Source organism: Bartonella sp. CL435QHHD (assembly GCF_042195095.1).
In the GTDB taxonomy this organism is placed as follows: domain Bacteria; phylum Pseudomonadota; class Alphaproteobacteria; order Rhizobiales; family Rhizobiaceae; genus Bartonella.
The window spans coordinates 20,224-38,258 of the sequence record NZ_JBHINS010000039.1 but is presented as its reverse complement, the minus strand read 5'-3'; the positions used below and the strand labels follow the sequence as shown (position 1 = coordinate 38,258).

Here is an 18,035-nt window from a genome sequence, read left to right as displayed (position 1 = left end):
TTATTTATACAATTTTATTCTTGTTTTTTAAAAGAGCGATAATTGTTTGTGCGCCAACAACCCCTGATGGTACTTCAGTTTTCATTTTCTGTTCTACCATCTCAAAGGCATCAAGTTGTGCCTGTCGCAATAAAGGATTAGCCAAAAGTTGTTCTACTTGTCTTGCTAACATACCAGGACGGATTAATTCATTCAAATATTCCGAAACAATAGGCTTATCAGCAATAATATTTGGAAGAGCAGCACTCCATAACATCATTTTAGGAAAAATAAATAATTTAGAAAAACGATCAAGTTTATAGCAAAGAACCATAGGAATTTTTGCTAAGGCTAATTCAAGTGAAACAGTTCCATGTGCCGCAAGAGCAACATCTGCTTGTGCAAAAGCACGCCATTTTTCATCTTCACCAACGACAATTTCTATCTTGCTTTTCCAGCCTTGCACAAAATCACGGATTCTATCTACCAAATGAGGTAAGGTTGGTAAAATAATACGTAAATGAGGAATACGTTGTACAAGAATCTCTACTGTTTCTCGAAAAATAGGCATTAAGGAACGAATTTCTAAATTGCGTGATCCTGGCAAAATAACTAATGTAGGCGATGATATTTGTGTATCGATCAAATTTCTTTGTTCTAATTGGCTTTTTTTTTCTGACTGAACTCTCAAAAGGGGAGGATATGTCAAAAGACGATGTCCAACATAGGTCGTGGCAGGACCTCCCAAATCTTGCATAATCTTTTCTTCAAAAGGAAAAACCGCTAAAACATGATCAACAAATCCACGCATAGCTTTTGCACGCTCTGGCCTCCATGCCCAAACGGTTGGTGCAATATATTTAATGATAGGAATAGAAGGCGCTAAAGCACGTACCTTTTTTGCAATACGATGTGTAAAATCAGGACTATCAATAATAATTAAACAATCAGGTTGTTCTTGTGCAATAAATTTGGATAAATTGCGAATATGTAGCAACAACAATGGTAGTTTTTTCAATACTTCCTTTAAACCTATTAAAGCAATATCATGGGAATCAAAAAAGCTTTTTAAACCTAATGCCTTTAAATGCCTCCCCCCAACACCAATCAAATGAATATTGCATCCTATCTGTTGTGATAAACAAGTAATTAAATCGGCCCCAAGTAAATCACCAGATTCCTCACCTGAAACCACAGCAATCTTTAAGAAACAATTATTCATGACCAAACCTTTCAAATGTCTCTATAAATAGAGAATATTTGTTGGCTTTTTCTATTGTTGTTTTCACCGATAATATTAGACTTCTATTTGCCTCCACCGCAACACCAGATAAACCACTCTTTGCAATATTTATTATTGTCGCTGGCCCAATTGATGGCAAATCAACGCGATTATCCTGTTGTGGTTTTGCACATTTTACAAGAATGCCACCTTTAAGGGGAATTTGCCCTCTTTCTCGCATTTCACAAACACGCCACAACATATTATCAGTTCCCTCAGCACCCTCCAGAGCAACCACCCTTCCTTGGACAACGACAACGGCTTGCCCGATATCTAATTGACCTAAAAGCTTTGCTGCTTCTACTGCTAAAAAAATATCTTTTTTCTCTTTTGGAGTAGCGCGCCGTACTGTTAAATTAAATTCTATGGGAGCTAAAAGATCTGGGACTATTTCGTGAGCACCGATAACACAAAAACCGTGTGCTTCAATAACCCGTATAAAAGCTTTTAATAACGCATCGTCTCCCCTCTTCAAAGCTCCGATTAACTTAGGAAGAGCTAAAAATGTTGTCCAGTCCAGTCGCAATTGTTTAAGAAGTGGACGCTTTTTCACACCACCTGCCAAAACAACATTATATACACCAGCCTCTTTTAAAATTTTAACGAGTCGCGCTAACTCTACAATTGATAGCTCGCAATGCTCATAGCGATAAAGAACAGAATCTGCCTCACCATGCAAAAGCACAAGAAAAGGATTTTCTCCATTCTTCTCAAGAGTCTGCGCAACAGTAATCGGTAGAACACCATTTCCTGCTATAATAGCAGTACGGCCGGAAAGAAAACTTCTGGCTCCCCAAATAGGCATTTTTAATCCTTATGTTCTTTTATTTTATCACCTTCAAATTTTGGTGTACAATAAAAACGCTTTCCTTCTTCTTTAATAAAATTAACAACTTCAGAAACAGACTGAGAAGAAGAATAAAAAGAAGCAACATCACTAACACGCTCTTTAAATGGTTTGCTATGATCAAAAAGCATGGCAACTGCATGACGGAGTGCATGAATATCTTGACGCTCAAGTCCTGCACGCTTCATGCCAATAATATTGAGGCCGGCAAGTTTTGCCTGCACACCAACAGCTGTTCCATAAGGTATCAGATCACCAACCAGTGCAGATACGCCGCCGATAAATGCATGATGTCCAACACGAACAAATTGATGAACAGCAGCACCACCACCAATAATCACATAATCACCAACAGTGACATGACCAGCAATCATTGCGTTATTGGCAAATGTTACATGATTGCCTACATAACAATCGTGAGCGATATGCGCATAACAAAAAAATTGGCAATTATCACCAACAACTGTCATTCCTACACTCGAATCGGAACCCCTATGCATTGTTACACCTTCACGAATCGTACAATTCTTACCAATAAAAAGAGTTGTAGCTCCTCCTTTATGTTTATTATTTTGCGGATCTGCCCCCAAAACAGCATGAGAAAATACTTTACTCTTGGCTCCTAATGTTGTCTTTCCCATTATTACAACATGACTTGTCAAACTACATTCATCACCAATAACAGCCTCTGAACTAATATGGCAAAATGGTCCAACGCGTACATTCTCACCAAGCTGCGCTCCCTTCTCCACAAGAGCAGTTGGATGGATTTTCGTACCGGACATTTTTAAATTCCCATCAAATATCGTTTATTCTTCTTCGACAATCATCGCAGCAATTTCTGCTTCAGCGACGCGGACATCTTCTACTTTTGCAACACATGAAAAACGTCTCATACCAGATCTTTTTTTCAAAAGCTGAACATGAATCTTGAGCTGATCACCAGGCATAACCGGCTTACGAAATTTCGCATTATCAACCGTCATAAGGTAAACTAAATTTGTTTGCTTATTGCCTAAATTTAAAAGTGCTATTGCTCCTGCCGTTTGTGCCATAGCTTCTAAAATCAAAACTCCAGGCATAACAGGCTTTGCGGGAAAATGTCCCGTAAAATGTGGCTCATTAATCGTTATATTTTTAATACCAATCGCTTCTTGTTCACCATCAATATCAACGATACGATCAATCAATAAAAATGGATAACGGTGCGGTAATATTGATAATAGTTTTTCAATATCGACAGCCTCTAAGTTTTTAGTTTTTTCACTGCTGATCATATCAGCGTTTCTCCTTTTTAACTTTTCCCATACTGCGCAACGCCGCTACTTCACGAAACCATTGTTTAAATGGTCGCGCTGGACTACCTCCCCATTTTTCGCCATCCGGAATGTCATTCATAACACCACTACGAGCAGCAATCTGAACAGATTTACCTATTATGATGTGATCAGCTACTCCCACACTTCCGCCAAGCTGAGACATATCCCCTATAGATGTACTTCCCGCAATGCCACATTGAGCGGCAATAAGACAATAGCGGCCAATTTTTACATTGTGGGCAATTTGTACAAGATTATCAATCTTGCTTCCTTCACCAATAACAGTATCTTGAAATGTCCCACGATCAATTGTCGTGTTCGCACCAACTTCTACACCATCCTCAATAATAACACGACCAAGCTGTGGAATTTTCTCGATTCCAACTCCACCTCCAACATAACCAAAACCATCTTGTCCAATGCAAACGCCAGGATAAAGCTGAACCTTATCACCTATTATAGAACACTGAACTGTTACCTTAGGAGCAATATAGCAGTCACATCCAATACGGCAATTTTCACCGATAACAGCTGTGGATGAAATAAGAGTTCCTGCACCAATCTCAACATTTTTACCAATAACAGCTCCAGCTTCAATACACACATCATGTGCCAACTTAGCCGTTGGATGAATATGCGCATGTAATGAAATCCCCTTCTGCCCCAACCAAGGCATTGGCTTGACAGAATCTGGAAACAAAATACGACCAATCTGAGCAAAGTCACGCTGTGGTGTGGATGTCACCAAAATTGCCATAGTTTCGGGAACTTTAAAAACAATCTCATTCGTACACAAAACAGCAACAGCAGAACTGTCCAGTAAAGCATCAGAAAACTTCCGATGCTCTACAAAAACAAGCGAACCTTCCACCGCACTCTCAAGTGAAGAAAGAGTATTGATAACTTTATGAGAAAACTCTGGATTAAGAAGCTTTGCACCCGTCAACTCAGCAGCATTTGCAACTGTCAATCGTCGGGACGGCGTAAAAAAAAATGTATCCGCCATCAAAACACTTTCTCTCCCAGCTTAAGCTATTCTCTTCAAATTTTTCCTTCTTAAAATCGCTCAAATCAGAACTTCGTAGAAATACCAAAGTTCAATTGTTGCAAACGATCACCTTCCTGCTTCGTTATTGGCCAAGCATAATCAAAACGCAAAGGACCAAACGGAGAATCCCACATCAAACTCACACCTGCAGATGAACGCCAAGCACTTTTGGTATTGGTAACAGACGGTTCACCCTGAAAAACGGCTTTATAATTATTGCCATAAAGCGTGGCAATATCCGCAAATAAAGCACCGCGCAACCCGAATCCTTCAGGCACAACAGGGATAGGAAACTGTACTTCAGCAGTCGCATTCATATATGTCGTTCCCCCCAAGAAATAAACCTCACCCTTACTGGAAACCTGGCGCGGACCTATTCCATTATATTTGAACCCTCGAATCATATCAGAATTTACTTTAAACATATCGAAAATACGAACACCTTCTTTGCCTACTTCATGGATATAACCACCCCCAAAGGAAAGCAAACCAACGATATCCTTCTGGTCAGAAAGAGTCTTGTACATCATCGCCTTACCCGTGGTCTTCAAGAACTTTGCACTCCCACCAAGCCCTGCATATTCCTGAAGCAGATGCACGTACCACCCATCATGGGGGGATCTCATATCATCAATCGTATTATAGGTGAAACCATAACTAATTGATGAACGTTTCCAAGGGCTGTGTTTTGCAGCTTGAACAATCGCACCAGAATATTTCCCATATAATTCTATTATGTCACCCTCTTTGTCAAAATCATACTCTCCGCCAAAATCATATTCTTCCTGCACATAAGAATAAGCTACATTAGCAGATAATTGATTATTAATAGGTAACGAAAACCGCAGCGATCCACCTGTCTGCCGTACATCATAGGCTTTATCAGCACGATAAGTACTACGAAAAACATCAACGCCAGCAGATAAACGATATCCTAAGAAATAAGGATCAACAAATGATAAATTATAATTACGAGATTTTTCTTGCCCCGCACCTAATCCTAAACGAACATATTGACCACGTCCCCCAAGATTACGTTCAGTAACAGAAACTTCAAGTGACATACCAGGACTTGTTCCCCCTGTTGTATACCCTCCAGAAAGAGAGAGATCTCCTGTTGAAGCTTCAACGACATCTATTACCAAAACAACTTGGTCAGATTGATCTGTGGGAACCATTGAAATATTAACGGCTTTGAAGAAACCTAAACTTTCTAGACGACGTTTCGCCCGCTGTAGTAAAGTTTGATTGTAAGCATCTCCTTCATTTAAATCAATCTCACGGCGAATGACGTAATCACGCGTTTTCTCATTGCCACGTATATCAATACGTTGAATATAAGCACGTGTACCCTGTTCAATATTATATAAAATTGAAATTGTATGATTTGCTAAATTACGATTTCCCCGCGGTTCAACTTTAGCAAAAGCATATCCCGAATCAGCAACTTTGTTATTAATAGTTGCAACAGACTGTTCAATATCTTCTGCACTATAAACATTACCTGGCTGGGTTTTAAGCACCCTTTTCACAGATTGAACGTCAATTCCATCAACATCACTTTCAACCTGAATATCGCTAATTTTATAGAGCGCACCCTCATCAAGAACGAAAGAAATTTTATACGTATTGCTTGCTGCATCAAAAGTTGCTTTAGAAGAGACTACACGAAAATCTGCATAACCACGGTTATAATAAAAGCGACGTAAAGCTTCTTCATCAACAGCGAGGCGCTCTTCACTGTAAACATCACCTCCCAACAACTTCGAAAAAATTCCTGAAGTTTTTGTTGAAATCACATCACGCAAACGGCGACTTCCAAAGACACTATTGCCCTTAAAAGTGATATCACCAATCTTTGTTTTTTTCCCTTCAACGACATTAAATACCACATTAACCCGCCCTTTTCCAAGGTTAATCGTTTGAACGTTAACAGTGATATTATTACGACCAAGAGTTTTATAAGCCTCACGAATTGTATTTATATCAGCAGAAAGCTTAGCAGAATTAAAAGGCTCATTCGGTTTTAAAGAAATAAACCGCTTAAGATCTGGGTCTTTAAAAGATTTATTTCCTTGAAACAATATTTGATTGACAACCTCATATTCTTTTACGAATACAACCAATTTATCACCCACCGGATTTATTTTAACATCATAAAATAAACCCAATTCGAAAAGGTTCTTCACAGCACTATCAACATCACCACTGGAAACACCTTGCCCAACCTTAATCCCCATATTGTCTCGAATCGCCTGAGAACTTACAAACTTATTCCCACGAACCTCAATAGAGCGGACTACAGACGCTTGTATTTCTCCGACCGCAGCAATTGACATAAAAACCGTTGCTGGGGCAATCATCCCCATCTTTAACACCAATACAGATGCTGCATTTAAAAACTTTGAATTCGTAGTCATTGGCTTTTTTACCTTACTCTCGTTCCTTGGACATGATGCCTTAAAAAGCTAACTGCCATAACAACCTTTTTACAGCTTTACAGCGAGACTTTTCATTCCTTAATTACTCATTATAACCTACAACGCCACAACATTTTGTAGACATGGTAAACAACCTTAAATTTGTTTTTGCTATTATTACTTAATTTATAAAGCGTTTTCCATAATTTAATTAGCTAAACCAACAAAAATAATCATTAAAAAAGACAAAGATCATAAAAAGGAGAAGAATGGAAAAACCTAAACGAAAAACAATTCCCTGAATTTTGGTAGATATTCTCCTCCCAGTAATGACCTCAATGACATGCAATAAAAGATGCCCACCGTCAAGCGGTAGAATCGGAAAAAGGTTAATAAGCCCAACACTTATTGAAAGAAAAGCTGCCAAATTCAACAAAGAGATAAAACCTGTCTCGCTCACTTTCCAAGCAATTTTAACGGTTTTAGAAGGTCCACTTAGCCGACAACGATCCTCTTTTCCTCCTATTAAACGACTCATAAAAAGAACAGTTTGAGTGGCGATAAACACAGTACGGTCTGACGCTTCTCTTACAGCTGTTACAAAACCATAGCGAATATGTTTTATATAAGTTGGATCTAAATGTGCTGGATTATTTAAATCAACAGGAACACCTACACCTATCATAGCACTTCGTGTTCGATTACCAAATCCATCATCTCGCTCAACGACTTTCGGGGTAATCATCGTTGTAAAGACTCGCCCCATGCGTTCTATTTTAAACTCTATGGGTTCTCTTCCATGAAAAGCTACATAATTCATCAAATCTTCAAAGCTTTCAACCCGTCGTCCATCCATTTCAACAAAACGATCACCTAATTCCAAACCGGATTGAAGAGCAGGGCTATCTTTTACCAAAGAACCAACAACGGGCTCAATGGCTACACGACCATAGATAAAGAAAAAAAATGTTAGAATAACAACAGTAAAAAGGGCATTGAAGAAAGGACCGGCAAAAACAGTTGCTGCTTTTTTCCAAGCATGCGCACTAGCAAATGAACCATCAACAATCAGAGATGATTGGAATGATTCCGTATCGATTTTTTCCTCATCCCCAACAAATTTTACATAACCTCCTAAGGGGATAAGTGCTAAACGCCACTTCGTGCCATGCTTATCTGTATAACTCGCTATTTCTGGTCCAAATCCAAGCGAAAAAATTAACGCCTTAATACCACACCACCGACCAATGAGATAATGCCCAAATTCGTGCACAAAAATGATAATCATAATGATGAAAAGAATACTCAAACTTCTTAAAAGAAAATCACCCATAGTGACGATATGATTTAAAAGTTCCAAACGATCTTCTCCCAATTAGATCATACTAAAAAGATTAAAAGGCGCATCCATATCAGACATAAATGAACCAATTAAATAAAGAAGAAAAGCTGCCCCTACCAATCCATCTATACGATCCATAAAACCACCATGTCCAGGCAATAAAGAACTAGAATCTTTAACAGAAAACCGTCTTTTGAGCCACGATTGCCCTAAATCACTCAATTGTGAAACAATTGATAAAACAAGTGTAAGGAGTGGCACAAAAAAACTAGCTAAATTTATATCAAAAAATCCAAAAGCAACCCATATACCACCGAAAACTCCGACAAATGTACCACCAAGTGCTCCTGACCATGTTTTATTAGGAGAAAATTGTGGTGCTAATTTAGGGCCCCCTAATGCACGTCCGATAAAATAACCACCAATATCTGTTCCCCACACTATCGTAAATAAGAAAATAACAACTTGGAACCCCAACATTTCATGATCCCGTAGAAAGCATAAAGCAACAACAGGAAAAGATGCATATAAAAAACCACAAAAAACCCAACCACTCTTTTTTATAGATATAATAGCCAACACCGCAGCCAAAACGATTAAAACACAAAAAATCAACGGAGCAGATACACTCAACACTAAAAAAAAGCCAAAGATCAAGTAAAAGATACTTGCTAATATTTTTTGTAAAACACACCACTTCTCTTTAGTAATACTCATCCACTCATAAAGAACAAAACCGCCAATACACCATACAAATAAAAAAAAGAAGTTTCCTCCCAACCATGTTAGATACAACGCAATAACGCCAAAAACAAAAGCTGTCAGAATACGATAAACCAAATTAGACAAAACAACATCCAAACAATAAAAATAGAAAATACAAGCCCTGAAATTAACGCAAGAAAAATTCCCCTACGCAGTGTTTTTATCTCATACCTGTATAATTTCTCTTATAATTTATCATAAATAATTCAGTCTACTAAGATAGCGCTTATGAGACTAATAATCAATGAAAACAGCTTCAAAAATCTCAGTCAAGATTAATCCTAAATATTTTTTTAATATTTTCTCAAATATAAAATGAAAAAGCAGCTACCTCTGCCCCATACAAATTAACTAATATAGGTTTCGTATAAAAACACTTTTCTATCAACTATTCGTCATTAAAAAACGAATTATGCCACATAACATCTGCTTGATCGATCATACCCACATGTTTTATAATGAGAAATAAGAGAAAGGTTAGGCTTAATATTCTTTCCCCAACCTTCATCTTAGAATATTTGAATAATTTCTAATAATGCTTTCATTATGCAGTTTAACAAAGACGTACTCAACTAAAAGCCCACACTATGCTGTTAAATAGTGTCTTCCAGCAAAGGGCATGATTTACCACGCAGATTAAAAAATTTAAACATCTGCCCTTTCAAATCAGTCTCTCCCATATCAAAATGATAGAATACCTTCCTGCATCACACCTTGCTATCACAGAACACACCACCCCTCCTATTATCCCTAGAAACAATTTACAGGCTTGGGAGTATAACATCCTTTTTCTAGCGACAAAACCGTCTTAAACGTGCATAATTTCAGATTCTTTTACGGCTAAAATTTTATCAATATCAGCAATAGTTTCATCTGTGAGTTTTTGAACTTTTTCAGACAAACTATGGGCTTCATCTTGTCCAATTTCACCATCTTTTTCTAACTTTTTCAAATTGTCCAGACCATCCCGACGGACATGACGTGTAGCAACACGCGCTTGCTCTGCATAGTGATGCGCAATTTTTACAAGTTCTTTACGGCGCTCTTCATTCAACTCAGGCAAAGGAATACGTAGATTCGTACCATCAGTTATGGGATTTAAACCAAGACCAGAATCGCGAATAGCGCGCTCTACAGCTCCGACCATCGTTTTATCCCATACAGAAACAGAAAGCATCCGAGGTTCGGGAACAGAAATATTAGCAACCTGATTTATATGCACAACAGAACCATAAGATTCAACGGTCAACGGCTCTAATAAACTGGCCGATGCACGTCCAGTCCGCAAACCACCTAATTCATGTTTAAAAGCCGTAATGGCACCATCCATGCGACGTTTCAGATCATCCATAATTGATGTAACATTCATATTTCTGTCTCCTTCAATTGTCCTTTGAAGCTTACCCTTATTCCGATACTATTGTAAAGCGTCCTGTTCCATTCAAGACCTTAGCCAAACCGCCTTTTTCATGAATGGAATACACAATAATCGGTACATTGTTCTCACGTGCTAAAGTGACCGCCGTTGAATCCATAACAGATAATCCCCATTGCAAAACTTCAACATGTGTTAATTGGTCAAAACGCTTAGCCGTAGGGTCTATTTTTGGATCTGCTGAATAAATACCATCAACTTGTGTTCCTTTAAGAAGGACATCCGCACCAATTTCTGCTGCACGTAAAGTAGCAGCAGAATCAGTGGTAAAAAATGGATTTCCTGTACCACCTGCAAAAATAACAACTTTTCCCTGATTCATATAAGCTATTGCTTTACGTTGCGAGAAACTTTCACAAATTTGTGGCATAGCAATCGCAGAGAGTACAACAGTTTCAACCCCTAATTTTGTCAAAGATGTTCGCAATGCTAAAGAGTTAATAGCAGTTGCAAGCATTCCCATATGATCACCTGTCACTCGGTCCCCACCATGCGAAGCAACAGCAACGCCACGAAAAATATTTCCCCCACCGATAACAACCGCAACTTCTATCCCCATTGTGCGCACTTCTGCAATATCAGCGGCAATACGGTCTACAACAGAAACATCAATGCCAAAATTCTGCCCTCCCATAAGAGCTTCACCAGAAGCCTTTAAAAGAATACGTTTATACGGAAGTGCTAATGCCATTAATAATCTCCCCAAAAGCCTATTTACTTTTTGCTTTTGACATCACGAAGGGCACCACTTTTTTCACGTGACGCCCTCTCAACAATTACATTGTTCCCCTCAGAGATTCTACAACCAACGATATGACTTTAAATCTCTGTTCAAGAGTTTGCAATAACTAGCCTTTTACAGCAGCAGCAACCTCTGCAGCAAAATCAGACTCCTCTTTTTCCACACCTTCACCTAATGCAAAACGAATAAAGCCTGTAATTTTTGCTGGAGCACCAATTAATTTCTCAGCATCCTTTAAAGCGGCCTCAACAGTTATATCAGGATTCATAACAAAAGCTTGAGAAAGCAAAACAACCTCTTCAAAAAACTTACGCATACGTCCTTCTACCATTTTTTCAATGATATTTTCAGGTTTTCCAGACTGACGTGCTTGATCTGAAAAAATTGCTTTTTCACGCTCAACAGCAGCAGCATCAACATCTTGTGCTGTAAGTGCTAATGGATTGGTTGCCGCAATATGCATCGCGACCTGCCGACCAAAAGCAAGAGCAGCTTCCTTATTTCCTGTTGTTTCAATTGCAACCAAAACACCAAGTTTTCCAAGCCCATCAGCCGCACTATTGTGTATATAAGTCGCAACAACACCATTCTCAACAGACAATTTAGCGGAACGACGAAATGTCATATTTTCGCCAATTGTACCAATTGCATCTTTAATCGTAAGCTCTACAGTCTTCTCAGAGCCTGGATAAAGAGAAACAGAAACAGATTCAACATCCCCTGGCGTATCTAAGGCAGCAGTTGCTACTTTACGCACAATGTCTTGGAATCCATCATTGCGTGCAACAAAATCTGTTTCAGAATTAATCTCAACCAAAACTGCATGTGAATCTTTTGATACGACTCCGATTAATCCCTCAGCTGCTGTACGACCAGCCTTTTTATCTGCTTTAGCTATTCCTTTTTTACGAAGCCAATCAACAGCAGCTTCCATATCACCATTAGTCTCTGCTAGAGCGGCTTTACAGTCCATCATACCAGCGCCAGATAGTTCTCGAAGTTCTTTTACTTGTGCAGCAGTAATGCTCATATTTGCCTCTTTATTTTGTAACAGTGAAAGCGTGCAAAATCCCTCTGCACGCCTATAACTTCTTTTTTAGACAATAAAAGTACCTTAATTAGGCGTTTTATATTATTCAGAAACTTCTGAAACTGCATTTTCTTCCAAAATAGGCTCCACAGGTGCATCAACTTGAGCTCCTAAATCGATACCCATTGCTCCTTGCTGGCGTGCAATACCATCAAGAGCAGCACGGGCAAAAAGATCGCAATAAAGAGAAATTGCACGTGAAGCATCGTCATTACCTGGTATTGGATGTGTTACGTCATCGGGATCACAATTGGTATCAATAATAGCAATCACTGGAATACCTAAACGTTTTGCTTCTTGGAGTGCAATATTTTCTTTATTCGTATCGATAACAAAAATAAGATCTGGAACAGAACCCATATCTTTAATACCACCAAGCGCACGATTAAGCTTTTCACGATCACGTTCAAGATTTAAACGTTCCTTTTTGGTAAAGCCTTGCGCTTCAGCAGCAAGAATTTTATCAAGCTTCCGCAAACGATGGATCGAATTGGAAATCGTTTTCCAGTTTGTGAGCATGCCGCCAAGCCAACGTGCATTAACGTAATACTGGGCGGAACGATTCGCCGCATCTGCGATAATGTCAGATGCTTGCCGTTTCGTACCAACAAAGAGAATACGACCACCACGCGCTACAGTATCTGAAACAAGTTTAAGCGCTTGGTGTAAAAGTGGAACGGTCTGAGCAAGGTCAATAATATGGATATTATTACGCTGACCATAAATATAGGGAGTCATTTTGGGATTCCAGCGATGAGTCTGGTGACCAAAATGCACACCGGCTTCTAAAAGCTGGTGCATAGTAAAATCGGGTAGTGCCATAAATCTTATCCTTTCCGGTTCAACCTCCGCGGAAAAAGCAGAAAGACCTGCTACCGGCGGATGCTTGCTAGAATTTTCTCACAGATCATTTGCAAACACCCAGACTCCGCGTGTGGAATAGCGCAAACATACTAATATTTGATTCTTTTTCAAGTTATTTTCTTTAATCATTTAATATTTGCATTTTCACATTGATTAAGATCTTTTCCAAGTTCCAAGAATTCGAGACTGTTCAATTTTGCACGCACTGAAAAAGTTCCATAATCTATATGAAGATCACGCATGACACCATTCTCATGTAAGAGAAAACTGCTACGATAAACCGGCAAACCATCTTTATTTTCTCCATCATCAAAATAAGAAATTGTAACAGGCCAATATTCTTCTTCATCCAATTTTCTTACTTTTTCCGTTTCGCTATCAGATAAAAGCGTCTTCTTTTCCCCTATGACGATACTTTCTTTTATAACTTTATCTGCTTTATTTGTCCCATCAAATACAGTAACATTGTAAAAATGATCTCCTGCTTTTGCATGGCGGATAATATTTTTTAGTTGCATTATTGGAAATTCAGCTATTGCAAGCTTATACTCTTTTTCCTTTGGCTTTTTTAAGGTAACTGTAATACCATCTTGAGTACGCTCCGCAACCCCCTCGGCACGATGCACAACCTCTTCTCCCTCTTGATCTGTGATATTAAAACGAAATGTACGGCTGTCTCCTGTCTCATAACTCGTCGTCTGTTGATCCGTCAAACGTACTGGCATATCTTCAATGTGAACACGGCTAATGAAACGAAAACGTGTGCTATAGCCTTGGCATGCCGAACCAGTAAGCTCGTAAACCATTCGCCCTGACATCGCAGAAATTGTCATTTCATGAGAAACACTATCGAGATGAAAATCATAAATTGCTCGATGAGGCACAATAAAAATGGGCTCTTCAGCTCTCGCAGTACATAAAAAAACAATATATAAAATTATTATAAATAATGATCTAATCATTCCCAACTTCCGAACTTTATCCCCGTTGCATAACATCATGCAATAAGGCAAAAAAGGCTAATTTCTCAATTAACCACACATTTTCTTAAATCAAAAAATAGATTATGCAATGAATATATTATAGAGCAGCTATGGAGTTAACATTATGACCAATATGATTGAAAAAAACTTAGAGAAGTTCGGAATCACTCTTCCTGAAGTAATCTCCCCCCTTGCCAATTACATCACCACTTCACAAAGTGGCAATCAACTCTTTATTTCTGGACAACTCCCTCTCATTAATGGAAAACCAATAGCCATCGGTAAAGTTGGTGCAACTGTGAATACCGAACAAGCCCAAAAAGCATCCGAAGCTTGCGCTCTCAATATTCTCGCGCAACTCAAGGCAACTCTGGGTGACTTAAATAAAATAAAACGTGTGGTAAAAATTACTGTTTTTGTGGCTGTAGATTCTCATTTTACCGATATTCCTTTTGTTGCCAATGGAGCTTCTAATTTATTCGTCAATATCCTTGGTGAAATTGGAAAACACGCCCGTTCTGCTATTGGTGTTGCCTCTCTTCCTATGGATGTTCCTGTAGAAGTTGAAGCCATCATAGAAATCTAAACCTTCATTAAGACAGTGCACCATCCTAAATATAACTGAAGTCAAAATACTTCTTTGTCTTACACTCTGATAAACCTTGCATTTTTTCGTTTTTAAATTAGAATCTTAAACTTACAATAAAAGGAAATATTTGTATGAAACAAGCTTACGACAATAACAATATTTTTGCTAAATTGATTCGCAATGAAATCCCTTCTGTTCGTGTCTACGAAGATGATGATGTTATTGGATTTATGGATATCATGCCACAGGCACCAGGTCATACGCTAGTCATTCCTAAAAAAGGCTCGAGAAATTTACTTGATGCGGATACTGAAACATTATTTCCTGTTATTAAAGCTGTTCAAAAAATTGCAAATGCCGTCAAAAAAGCCTTTCAGGCAGATGGCATAACTGTCATGCAATTTAATGAAGCAGCTAGTCAACAAACCGTTTATCACCTCCATTTTCATATTATACCACGTATGAAGGGAATAGAACTTACCCCTCATAATGATATGATAACGCCTACAGAAATACTTGAAGAGAATGCAAAAAAAATCCGTGCTGCCTTATAACACACTCTTAAGTTGTTGAGCTTTTTTTTCCTACACGTTTTTTTGTAAAATTTTCCATTTTACTTTTCTTTGAACTTACAGATATATCGGAAGATGAAATTTCTAACTGTAAGCTTTCTTTTTTACCATTTGATTTTTGTGTCAATACGCGAACGGTACCACCATTGCGTAACTTTCCAAATAAAATTTCATCAGCTAATGGCTTTTTAATATATTCTTGTATAACACGCCCTAATGGGCGTGCTCCCATCTGAGAATCATATCCTTTATTGGAAAGCCATAAAGTTGCAGAAGGGCTTAATTCAAAACAAATTCCCCGATCAGCTAATTGTGCTTCAAGCTGAAAAATAAATTTTTGCACTATCTGATTGATGATTAAATGAGATAAAGGTGCAAACGGAATAATTGCATCTAACCGATTACGAAATTCTGGTGTAAATAACCGATTGATTGCTTCTATATCCTCACCATCACGATGTACTTTCCCAAATCCAATAGCTGATTTTGCCATATCTGAAGCACCAGCATTGGTCGTCATAATCAAAATAACATTGCGGAAATCAATTTTCTTACCATTATGGTCTGTTAATCTACCATAATCCATTACCTGCAATAAAATATTAAATAACTCTGGATGCGCTTTCTCAATCTCATCTAGCAATAGAACTGCGTGAGGTTTCTGATCAACGGCATCTGTAAGGAGACCTCCTTGATCAAACCCTATATAACCTGGAGGTGCTCCGATTAAACGTGCTATCGTATGCCGTTCCATATATTCTGACATATCAAAACGCAATAATTCAATGCCTAAAGATGATGCAAGCTGTTTTGCAACTTCAGTTTTTCCTACACCTGTTGGTCCTGAAAATAAATAACTTCCTATTGGTTTATCCGGTTCGCGTAAACCTGCTCGCGCCAATTTTATGGATGAAACTAAGATGGAAATTGCCTGATCTTGACCATAAACAACATGTTTGAGTTCTCTTTCAAGCTTACTCAGTATCTTCTGATCATTCCGAGAAACTGTTTTTGGTGGAATTCTTGCAATTGTAGCAACAGTCGCTTCAATTTCTTTAACACCTATACTCTTCTTGCGTTGTTTTTGTGGCAAAAGCTTTTGCGCTGCGCCACTTTCATCAATAATATCAATTGCTTTGTCAGGTAACCTACGATCAATTATATAACGTGAAGATAATTCTACAGATGCCTTCATCGCCTGATCTGTATATTTAATCTGATGAAAATCTTCAAAGTAAGGCTTCATCCCTTGCAAAATCTTAATCGCATCTGTAACAGAAGGTTCATTAATATCAATCTTCTGAAAACGACGCTCTAAAGCACGATCTTGTTCAAAGAATTTGCGATATTCTCTATAAGTCGTCGAACCAATACATCGCATAGTTCCAGAAGATAATACAGGTTTCAAAAGATTTGCTGCATCCATATTTCCCCCTAATGTCGCTCCTGCTCCAATTAAGGTATGAATTTCATCAATAAATAAAATAGCATCTGGATACAGCTCAAACTCTTTAATAACTTGCTTTAAGCGTTCTTCAAAATCACCGCGATAACGTGTACCTGCAACAAGTCCCCCCATATCAAGAGAAAATATTGTTGCATTTGATAAAACTTCAGGTACTTGCCCATCAACAATGCGTTTTGCTAATCCCTCAATTATAGCGGTTTTCCCCACTCCAGGATCACCAACCAAAAGCGGATTGTTTTTCGACCTTCGACATAAAATCTGAATCATGCGTGAAATTTCTATTTCACGGCCAATTAATAAATCAATTTTTCCATTACGTGCTTTCCAATTGAGATCAACACAATAATTCGTTAAAGCACTTGTTCCTCTTTCACCATTATCCGAAATCTGCTGATCTAATTGCTCTTCAAGTCCTTCAAGTAACATGGATAACCCATCATCACGCGTGACACCCTGTGAAATAAAACGTACAGCATCATAGCGTGTCATTCCCATCTCTTGAAGAAAATATGCTGCATGGCTTTCACGTTCAGAAAAAATTGCAACAAGAACATTTGCCCCCGATACTTCATCTTTTCCAGCCGATTGTGCATGAATCACCGCACGTTGGATAACACGCTGGAAAAAAGCTGTAGGCTTTGTATCCTCATCAGCTCTAATCTGTTCATCTAACTCTGAGCGAAGATAATTGGTTAAGCGCTCTCGCAATTCCTCCACATCTACTTGGCAAGCCTGAATAACGGAATTTGCATCGGCATCATCTAACAGCGCAAGTAGAAGATGCTCTAATGTTGCATATTCATGCCGTGCTTGAGTAGCAATTGTTAATGCACGATGTAAAACCTCTTCAAGACTAGGTGTAAAAGATGGCATAGCTCCTCACTTCCATTCCATTACACATTGTAACGGATGTTCATTTTGACGCGCACATTCTCTCACTTGTAATATTTTCATTTCAGCGACTTCATAAGTATAAGTCCCACATTCTCCTATCCCATTGTGATGAACATTTAACATTATCCGCGTTGCCTCTTCGAAACTTTTTTTAAAAAAGTTCTTCAAAACAAAAACAACAAAATCCATAGGTGTGTAATCATCATTAAGCAAAAAAACTCGACATAATTTAGGTTTTTCGAGTTTTTCTCTAGCCTTAGGCATTATAACCGCACCATGCCTACCTTCATCCCAATTCTTGCCCTTTTCATTATGCATAATATGAGCTATAGAGTTTATTATGAGCGTCTGTCCCATTATCGTTTTCCATGCAGCACATTTTTTATTAATTTTAAA

17 protein-coding genes are annotated in these 18,035 nt (G+C 38.3%); 2 read left to right on the top strand and 15 right to left on the bottom strand.

The window, feature by feature from the left end; translation table 11 throughout:
* Nucleotides 1–4: 4 nt before the first annotated feature.
* From lpxB to ACFILH_RS01790, 13 genes are all read right to left on the bottom strand, one after another.
* The gene (gene lpxB, locus ACFILH_RS01850) at nucleotides 5–1,201 is read right to left on the bottom strand and encodes a lipid-A-disaccharide synthase (RefSeq protein ID WP_273790675.1); all 1,197 of its coding nucleotides are present in this window, start codon (nucleotides 1,199–1,201) and stop codon (nucleotides 5–7) included.
* Nucleotides 1,194–2,066: an LpxI family protein gene (locus ACFILH_RS01845; protein WP_273790674.1), complete on the bottom strand. Its 873-nt coding sequence runs from the start codon at nucleotides 2,064–2,066 to the stop codon at nucleotides 1,194–1,196. The genes lpxB and ACFILH_RS01845 overlap by 8 nt, the downstream gene beginning before the upstream one ends.
* A 2-nt stretch (nucleotides 2,067–2,068) precedes the next feature.
* Nucleotides 2,069–2,893, bottom strand: coding sequence for an acyl-ACP--UDP-N-acetylglucosamine O-acyltransferase (lpxA, locus tag ACFILH_RS01840; RefSeq protein WP_273790673.1), 825 nt, complete (start codon nucleotides 2,891–2,893; stop codon nucleotides 2,069–2,071).
* Between the two features lie 24 nt (nucleotides 2,894–2,917).
* Nucleotides 2,918–3,385, bottom strand: a complete 468-nt coding sequence (gene fabZ / locus ACFILH_RS01835; protein ID WP_273790672.1) for a 3-hydroxyacyl-ACP dehydratase FabZ — start codon at nucleotides 3,383–3,385, stop codon at nucleotides 2,918–2,920.
* A 1-nt stretch (nucleotide 3,386) separates the two neighbouring features.
* A complete protein-coding gene (lpxD, locus tag ACFILH_RS01830; RefSeq protein WP_273790671.1) occupies nucleotides 3,387–4,433 on the bottom strand; it encodes a UDP-3-O-(3-hydroxymyristoyl)glucosamine N-acyltransferase in 1,047 nt (348 codons plus the stop codon).
* Nucleotides 4,434–4,498: 65 nt separating this feature from the next.
* Nucleotides 4,499–6,895: an outer membrane protein assembly factor BamA gene (gene bamA, locus ACFILH_RS01825; RefSeq protein ID WP_273790670.1), complete on the bottom strand. Its 2,397-nt coding sequence runs from the start codon at nucleotides 6,893–6,895 to the stop codon at nucleotides 4,499–4,501.
* Between the two features lie 211 nt (nucleotides 6,896–7,106).
* Nucleotides 7,107–8,255 (bottom strand): RIP metalloprotease, encoded by a 1,149-nt coding sequence (locus ACFILH_RS01820; RefSeq protein WP_375631234.1) that lies wholly within the window; start codon nucleotides 8,253–8,255, stop codon nucleotides 7,107–7,109.
* A 15-nt stretch (nucleotides 8,256–8,270) separates the two neighbouring features.
* On the bottom strand, nucleotides 8,271–9,086 hold the full coding sequence (locus tag ACFILH_RS01815; protein WP_273790668.1) for a phosphatidate cytidylyltransferase: 816 nt from the start codon (nucleotides 9,084–9,086) through the stop codon (nucleotides 8,271–8,273).
* A 724-nt stretch (nucleotides 9,087–9,810) separates the two neighbouring features.
* Nucleotides 9,811–10,371 carry a ribosome recycling factor gene (frr, locus tag ACFILH_RS01810; RefSeq protein ID WP_273790667.1) on the bottom strand — a complete coding sequence of 187 codons (561 nt, stop codon included), beginning with the start codon at nucleotides 10,369–10,371 and terminating at the stop codon, nucleotides 9,811–9,813.
* A gap of 37 nt (nucleotides 10,372–10,408) precedes the next feature.
* On the bottom strand, nucleotides 10,409–11,128 hold the full coding sequence (gene pyrH, locus ACFILH_RS01805; protein WP_273790666.1) for a UMP kinase: 720 nt from the start codon (nucleotides 11,126–11,128) through the stop codon (nucleotides 10,409–10,411).
* A 157-nt stretch (nucleotides 11,129–11,285) separates the two neighbouring features.
* Nucleotides 11,286–12,209, bottom strand: coding sequence for a translation elongation factor Ts (gene tsf, locus ACFILH_RS01800; protein WP_375667271.1), 924 nt, complete (start codon nucleotides 12,207–12,209; stop codon nucleotides 11,286–11,288).
* A 102-nt stretch (nucleotides 12,210–12,311) separates the two neighbouring features.
* A complete protein-coding gene (rpsB, locus tag ACFILH_RS01795; RefSeq protein WP_273788135.1) occupies nucleotides 12,312–13,091 on the bottom strand; it encodes a 30S ribosomal protein S2 in 780 nt (259 codons plus the stop codon).
* A gap of 167 nt (nucleotides 13,092–13,258) precedes the next feature.
* Nucleotides 13,259–14,095, bottom strand: a complete 837-nt coding sequence (locus tag ACFILH_RS01790; RefSeq protein WP_375637727.1) for a cell envelope integrity EipB family protein — start codon at nucleotides 14,093–14,095, stop codon at nucleotides 13,259–13,261.
* A gap of 145 nt (nucleotides 14,096–14,240) precedes the next feature.
* On the opposite strand from ACFILH_RS01790, the gene ACFILH_RS01785 reads away from it, so the two are divergent.
* Together ACFILH_RS01785 and ACFILH_RS01780 are read left to right on the top strand one after the other, a co-directional pair.
* Nucleotides 14,241–14,702 carry a RidA family protein gene (locus ACFILH_RS01785; protein WP_375607219.1) on the top strand — a complete coding sequence of 154 codons (462 nt, stop codon included), beginning with the start codon at nucleotides 14,241–14,243 and terminating at the stop codon, nucleotides 14,700–14,702.
* Between the two features lie 134 nt (nucleotides 14,703–14,836).
* Complete coding sequence (locus tag ACFILH_RS01780) at nucleotides 14,837–15,259, top strand: HIT family protein (protein WP_273790662.1); 423 nt, start codon at nucleotides 14,837–14,839, stop codon at nucleotides 15,257–15,259.
* Nucleotides 15,260–15,266: 7 nt separating this feature from the next.
* Here the strand turns inward: ACFILH_RS01780 and clpA are convergent, their stop codons facing one another.
* Complete coding sequence (clpA, locus tag ACFILH_RS01775; RefSeq protein WP_375666949.1) at nucleotides 15,267–17,618, bottom strand: ATP-dependent Clp protease ATP-binding subunit ClpA; 2,352 nt, start codon at nucleotides 17,616–17,618, stop codon at nucleotides 15,267–15,269.
* A 6-nt stretch (nucleotides 17,619–17,624) separates the two neighbouring features.
* Nucleotides 17,625–17,996, bottom strand: a complete 372-nt coding sequence (clpS, locus tag ACFILH_RS01770; RefSeq protein WP_273790742.1) for an ATP-dependent Clp protease adapter ClpS — start codon at nucleotides 17,994–17,996, stop codon at nucleotides 17,625–17,627.
* Between the last annotated feature and the right edge of the window lie 39 nt (nucleotides 17,997–18,035).

Excerpts from the sequence above, each read along its gene's own strand:
- lpxB (WP_273790675.1), bottom strand. The coding sequence starts at position 1,201 with ATGAATAATTGTTTCTTAAAGATTGCTGTGGTTTCAGGTGAGGAATCT.
- ACFILH_RS01845 (WP_273790674.1), bottom strand. The coding sequence starts at position 2,066 with ATGCCTATTTGGGGAGCCAGAAGTTTTCTTTCCGGCCGTACTGCTATT.
- lpxA (WP_273790673.1), bottom strand. The coding sequence starts at position 2,893 with ATGTCCGGTACGAAAATCCATCCAACTGCTCTTGTGGAGAAGGGAGCG.
- fabZ (WP_273790672.1), bottom strand. The coding sequence starts at position 3,385 with ATGATCAGCAGTGAAAAAACTAAAAACTTAGAGGCTGTCGATATTGAA.
- lpxD (WP_273790671.1), bottom strand. The coding sequence starts at position 4,433 with ATGGCGGATACATTTTTTTTTACGCCGTCCCGACGATTGACAGTTGCA.
- bamA (WP_273790670.1), bottom strand. The coding sequence starts at position 6,895 with ATGACTACGAATTCAAAGTTTTTAAATGCAGCATCTGTATTGGTGTTA.
- frr (WP_273790667.1), bottom strand. The coding sequence starts at position 10,371 with ATGAATGTTACATCAATTATGGATGATCTGAAACGTCGCATGGATGGT.
- pyrH (WP_273790666.1), bottom strand. The coding sequence starts at position 11,128 with ATGGCATTAGCACTTCCGTATAAACGTATTCTTTTAAAGGCTTCTGGT.
- tsf (WP_375667271.1), bottom strand. The coding sequence starts at position 12,209 with ATGAGCATTACTGCTGCACAAGTAAAAGAACTTCGAGAACTATCTGGC.
- rpsB (WP_273788135.1), bottom strand. The coding sequence starts at position 13,091 with ATGGCACTACCCGATTTTACTATGCACCAGCTTTTAGAAGCCGGTGTG.
- ACFILH_RS01790 (WP_375637727.1), bottom strand. The coding sequence starts at position 14,095 with ATGATTAGATCATTATTTATAATAATTTTATATATTGTTTTTTTATGT.
- ACFILH_RS01785 (WP_375607219.1), top strand. The coding sequence starts at position 14,241 with ATGACCAATATGATTGAAAAAAACTTAGAGAAGTTCGGAATCACTCTT.
- ACFILH_RS01780 (WP_273790662.1), top strand. The coding sequence starts at position 14,837 with ATGAAACAAGCTTACGACAATAACAATATTTTTGCTAAATTGATTCGC.
- clpA (WP_375666949.1), bottom strand. The coding sequence starts at position 17,618 with ATGCCATCTTTTACACCTAGTCTTGAAGAGGTTTTACATCGTGCATTA.
- clpS (WP_273790742.1), bottom strand. The coding sequence starts at position 17,996 with ATGGGACAGACGCTCATAATAAACTCTATAGCTCATATTATGCATAAT.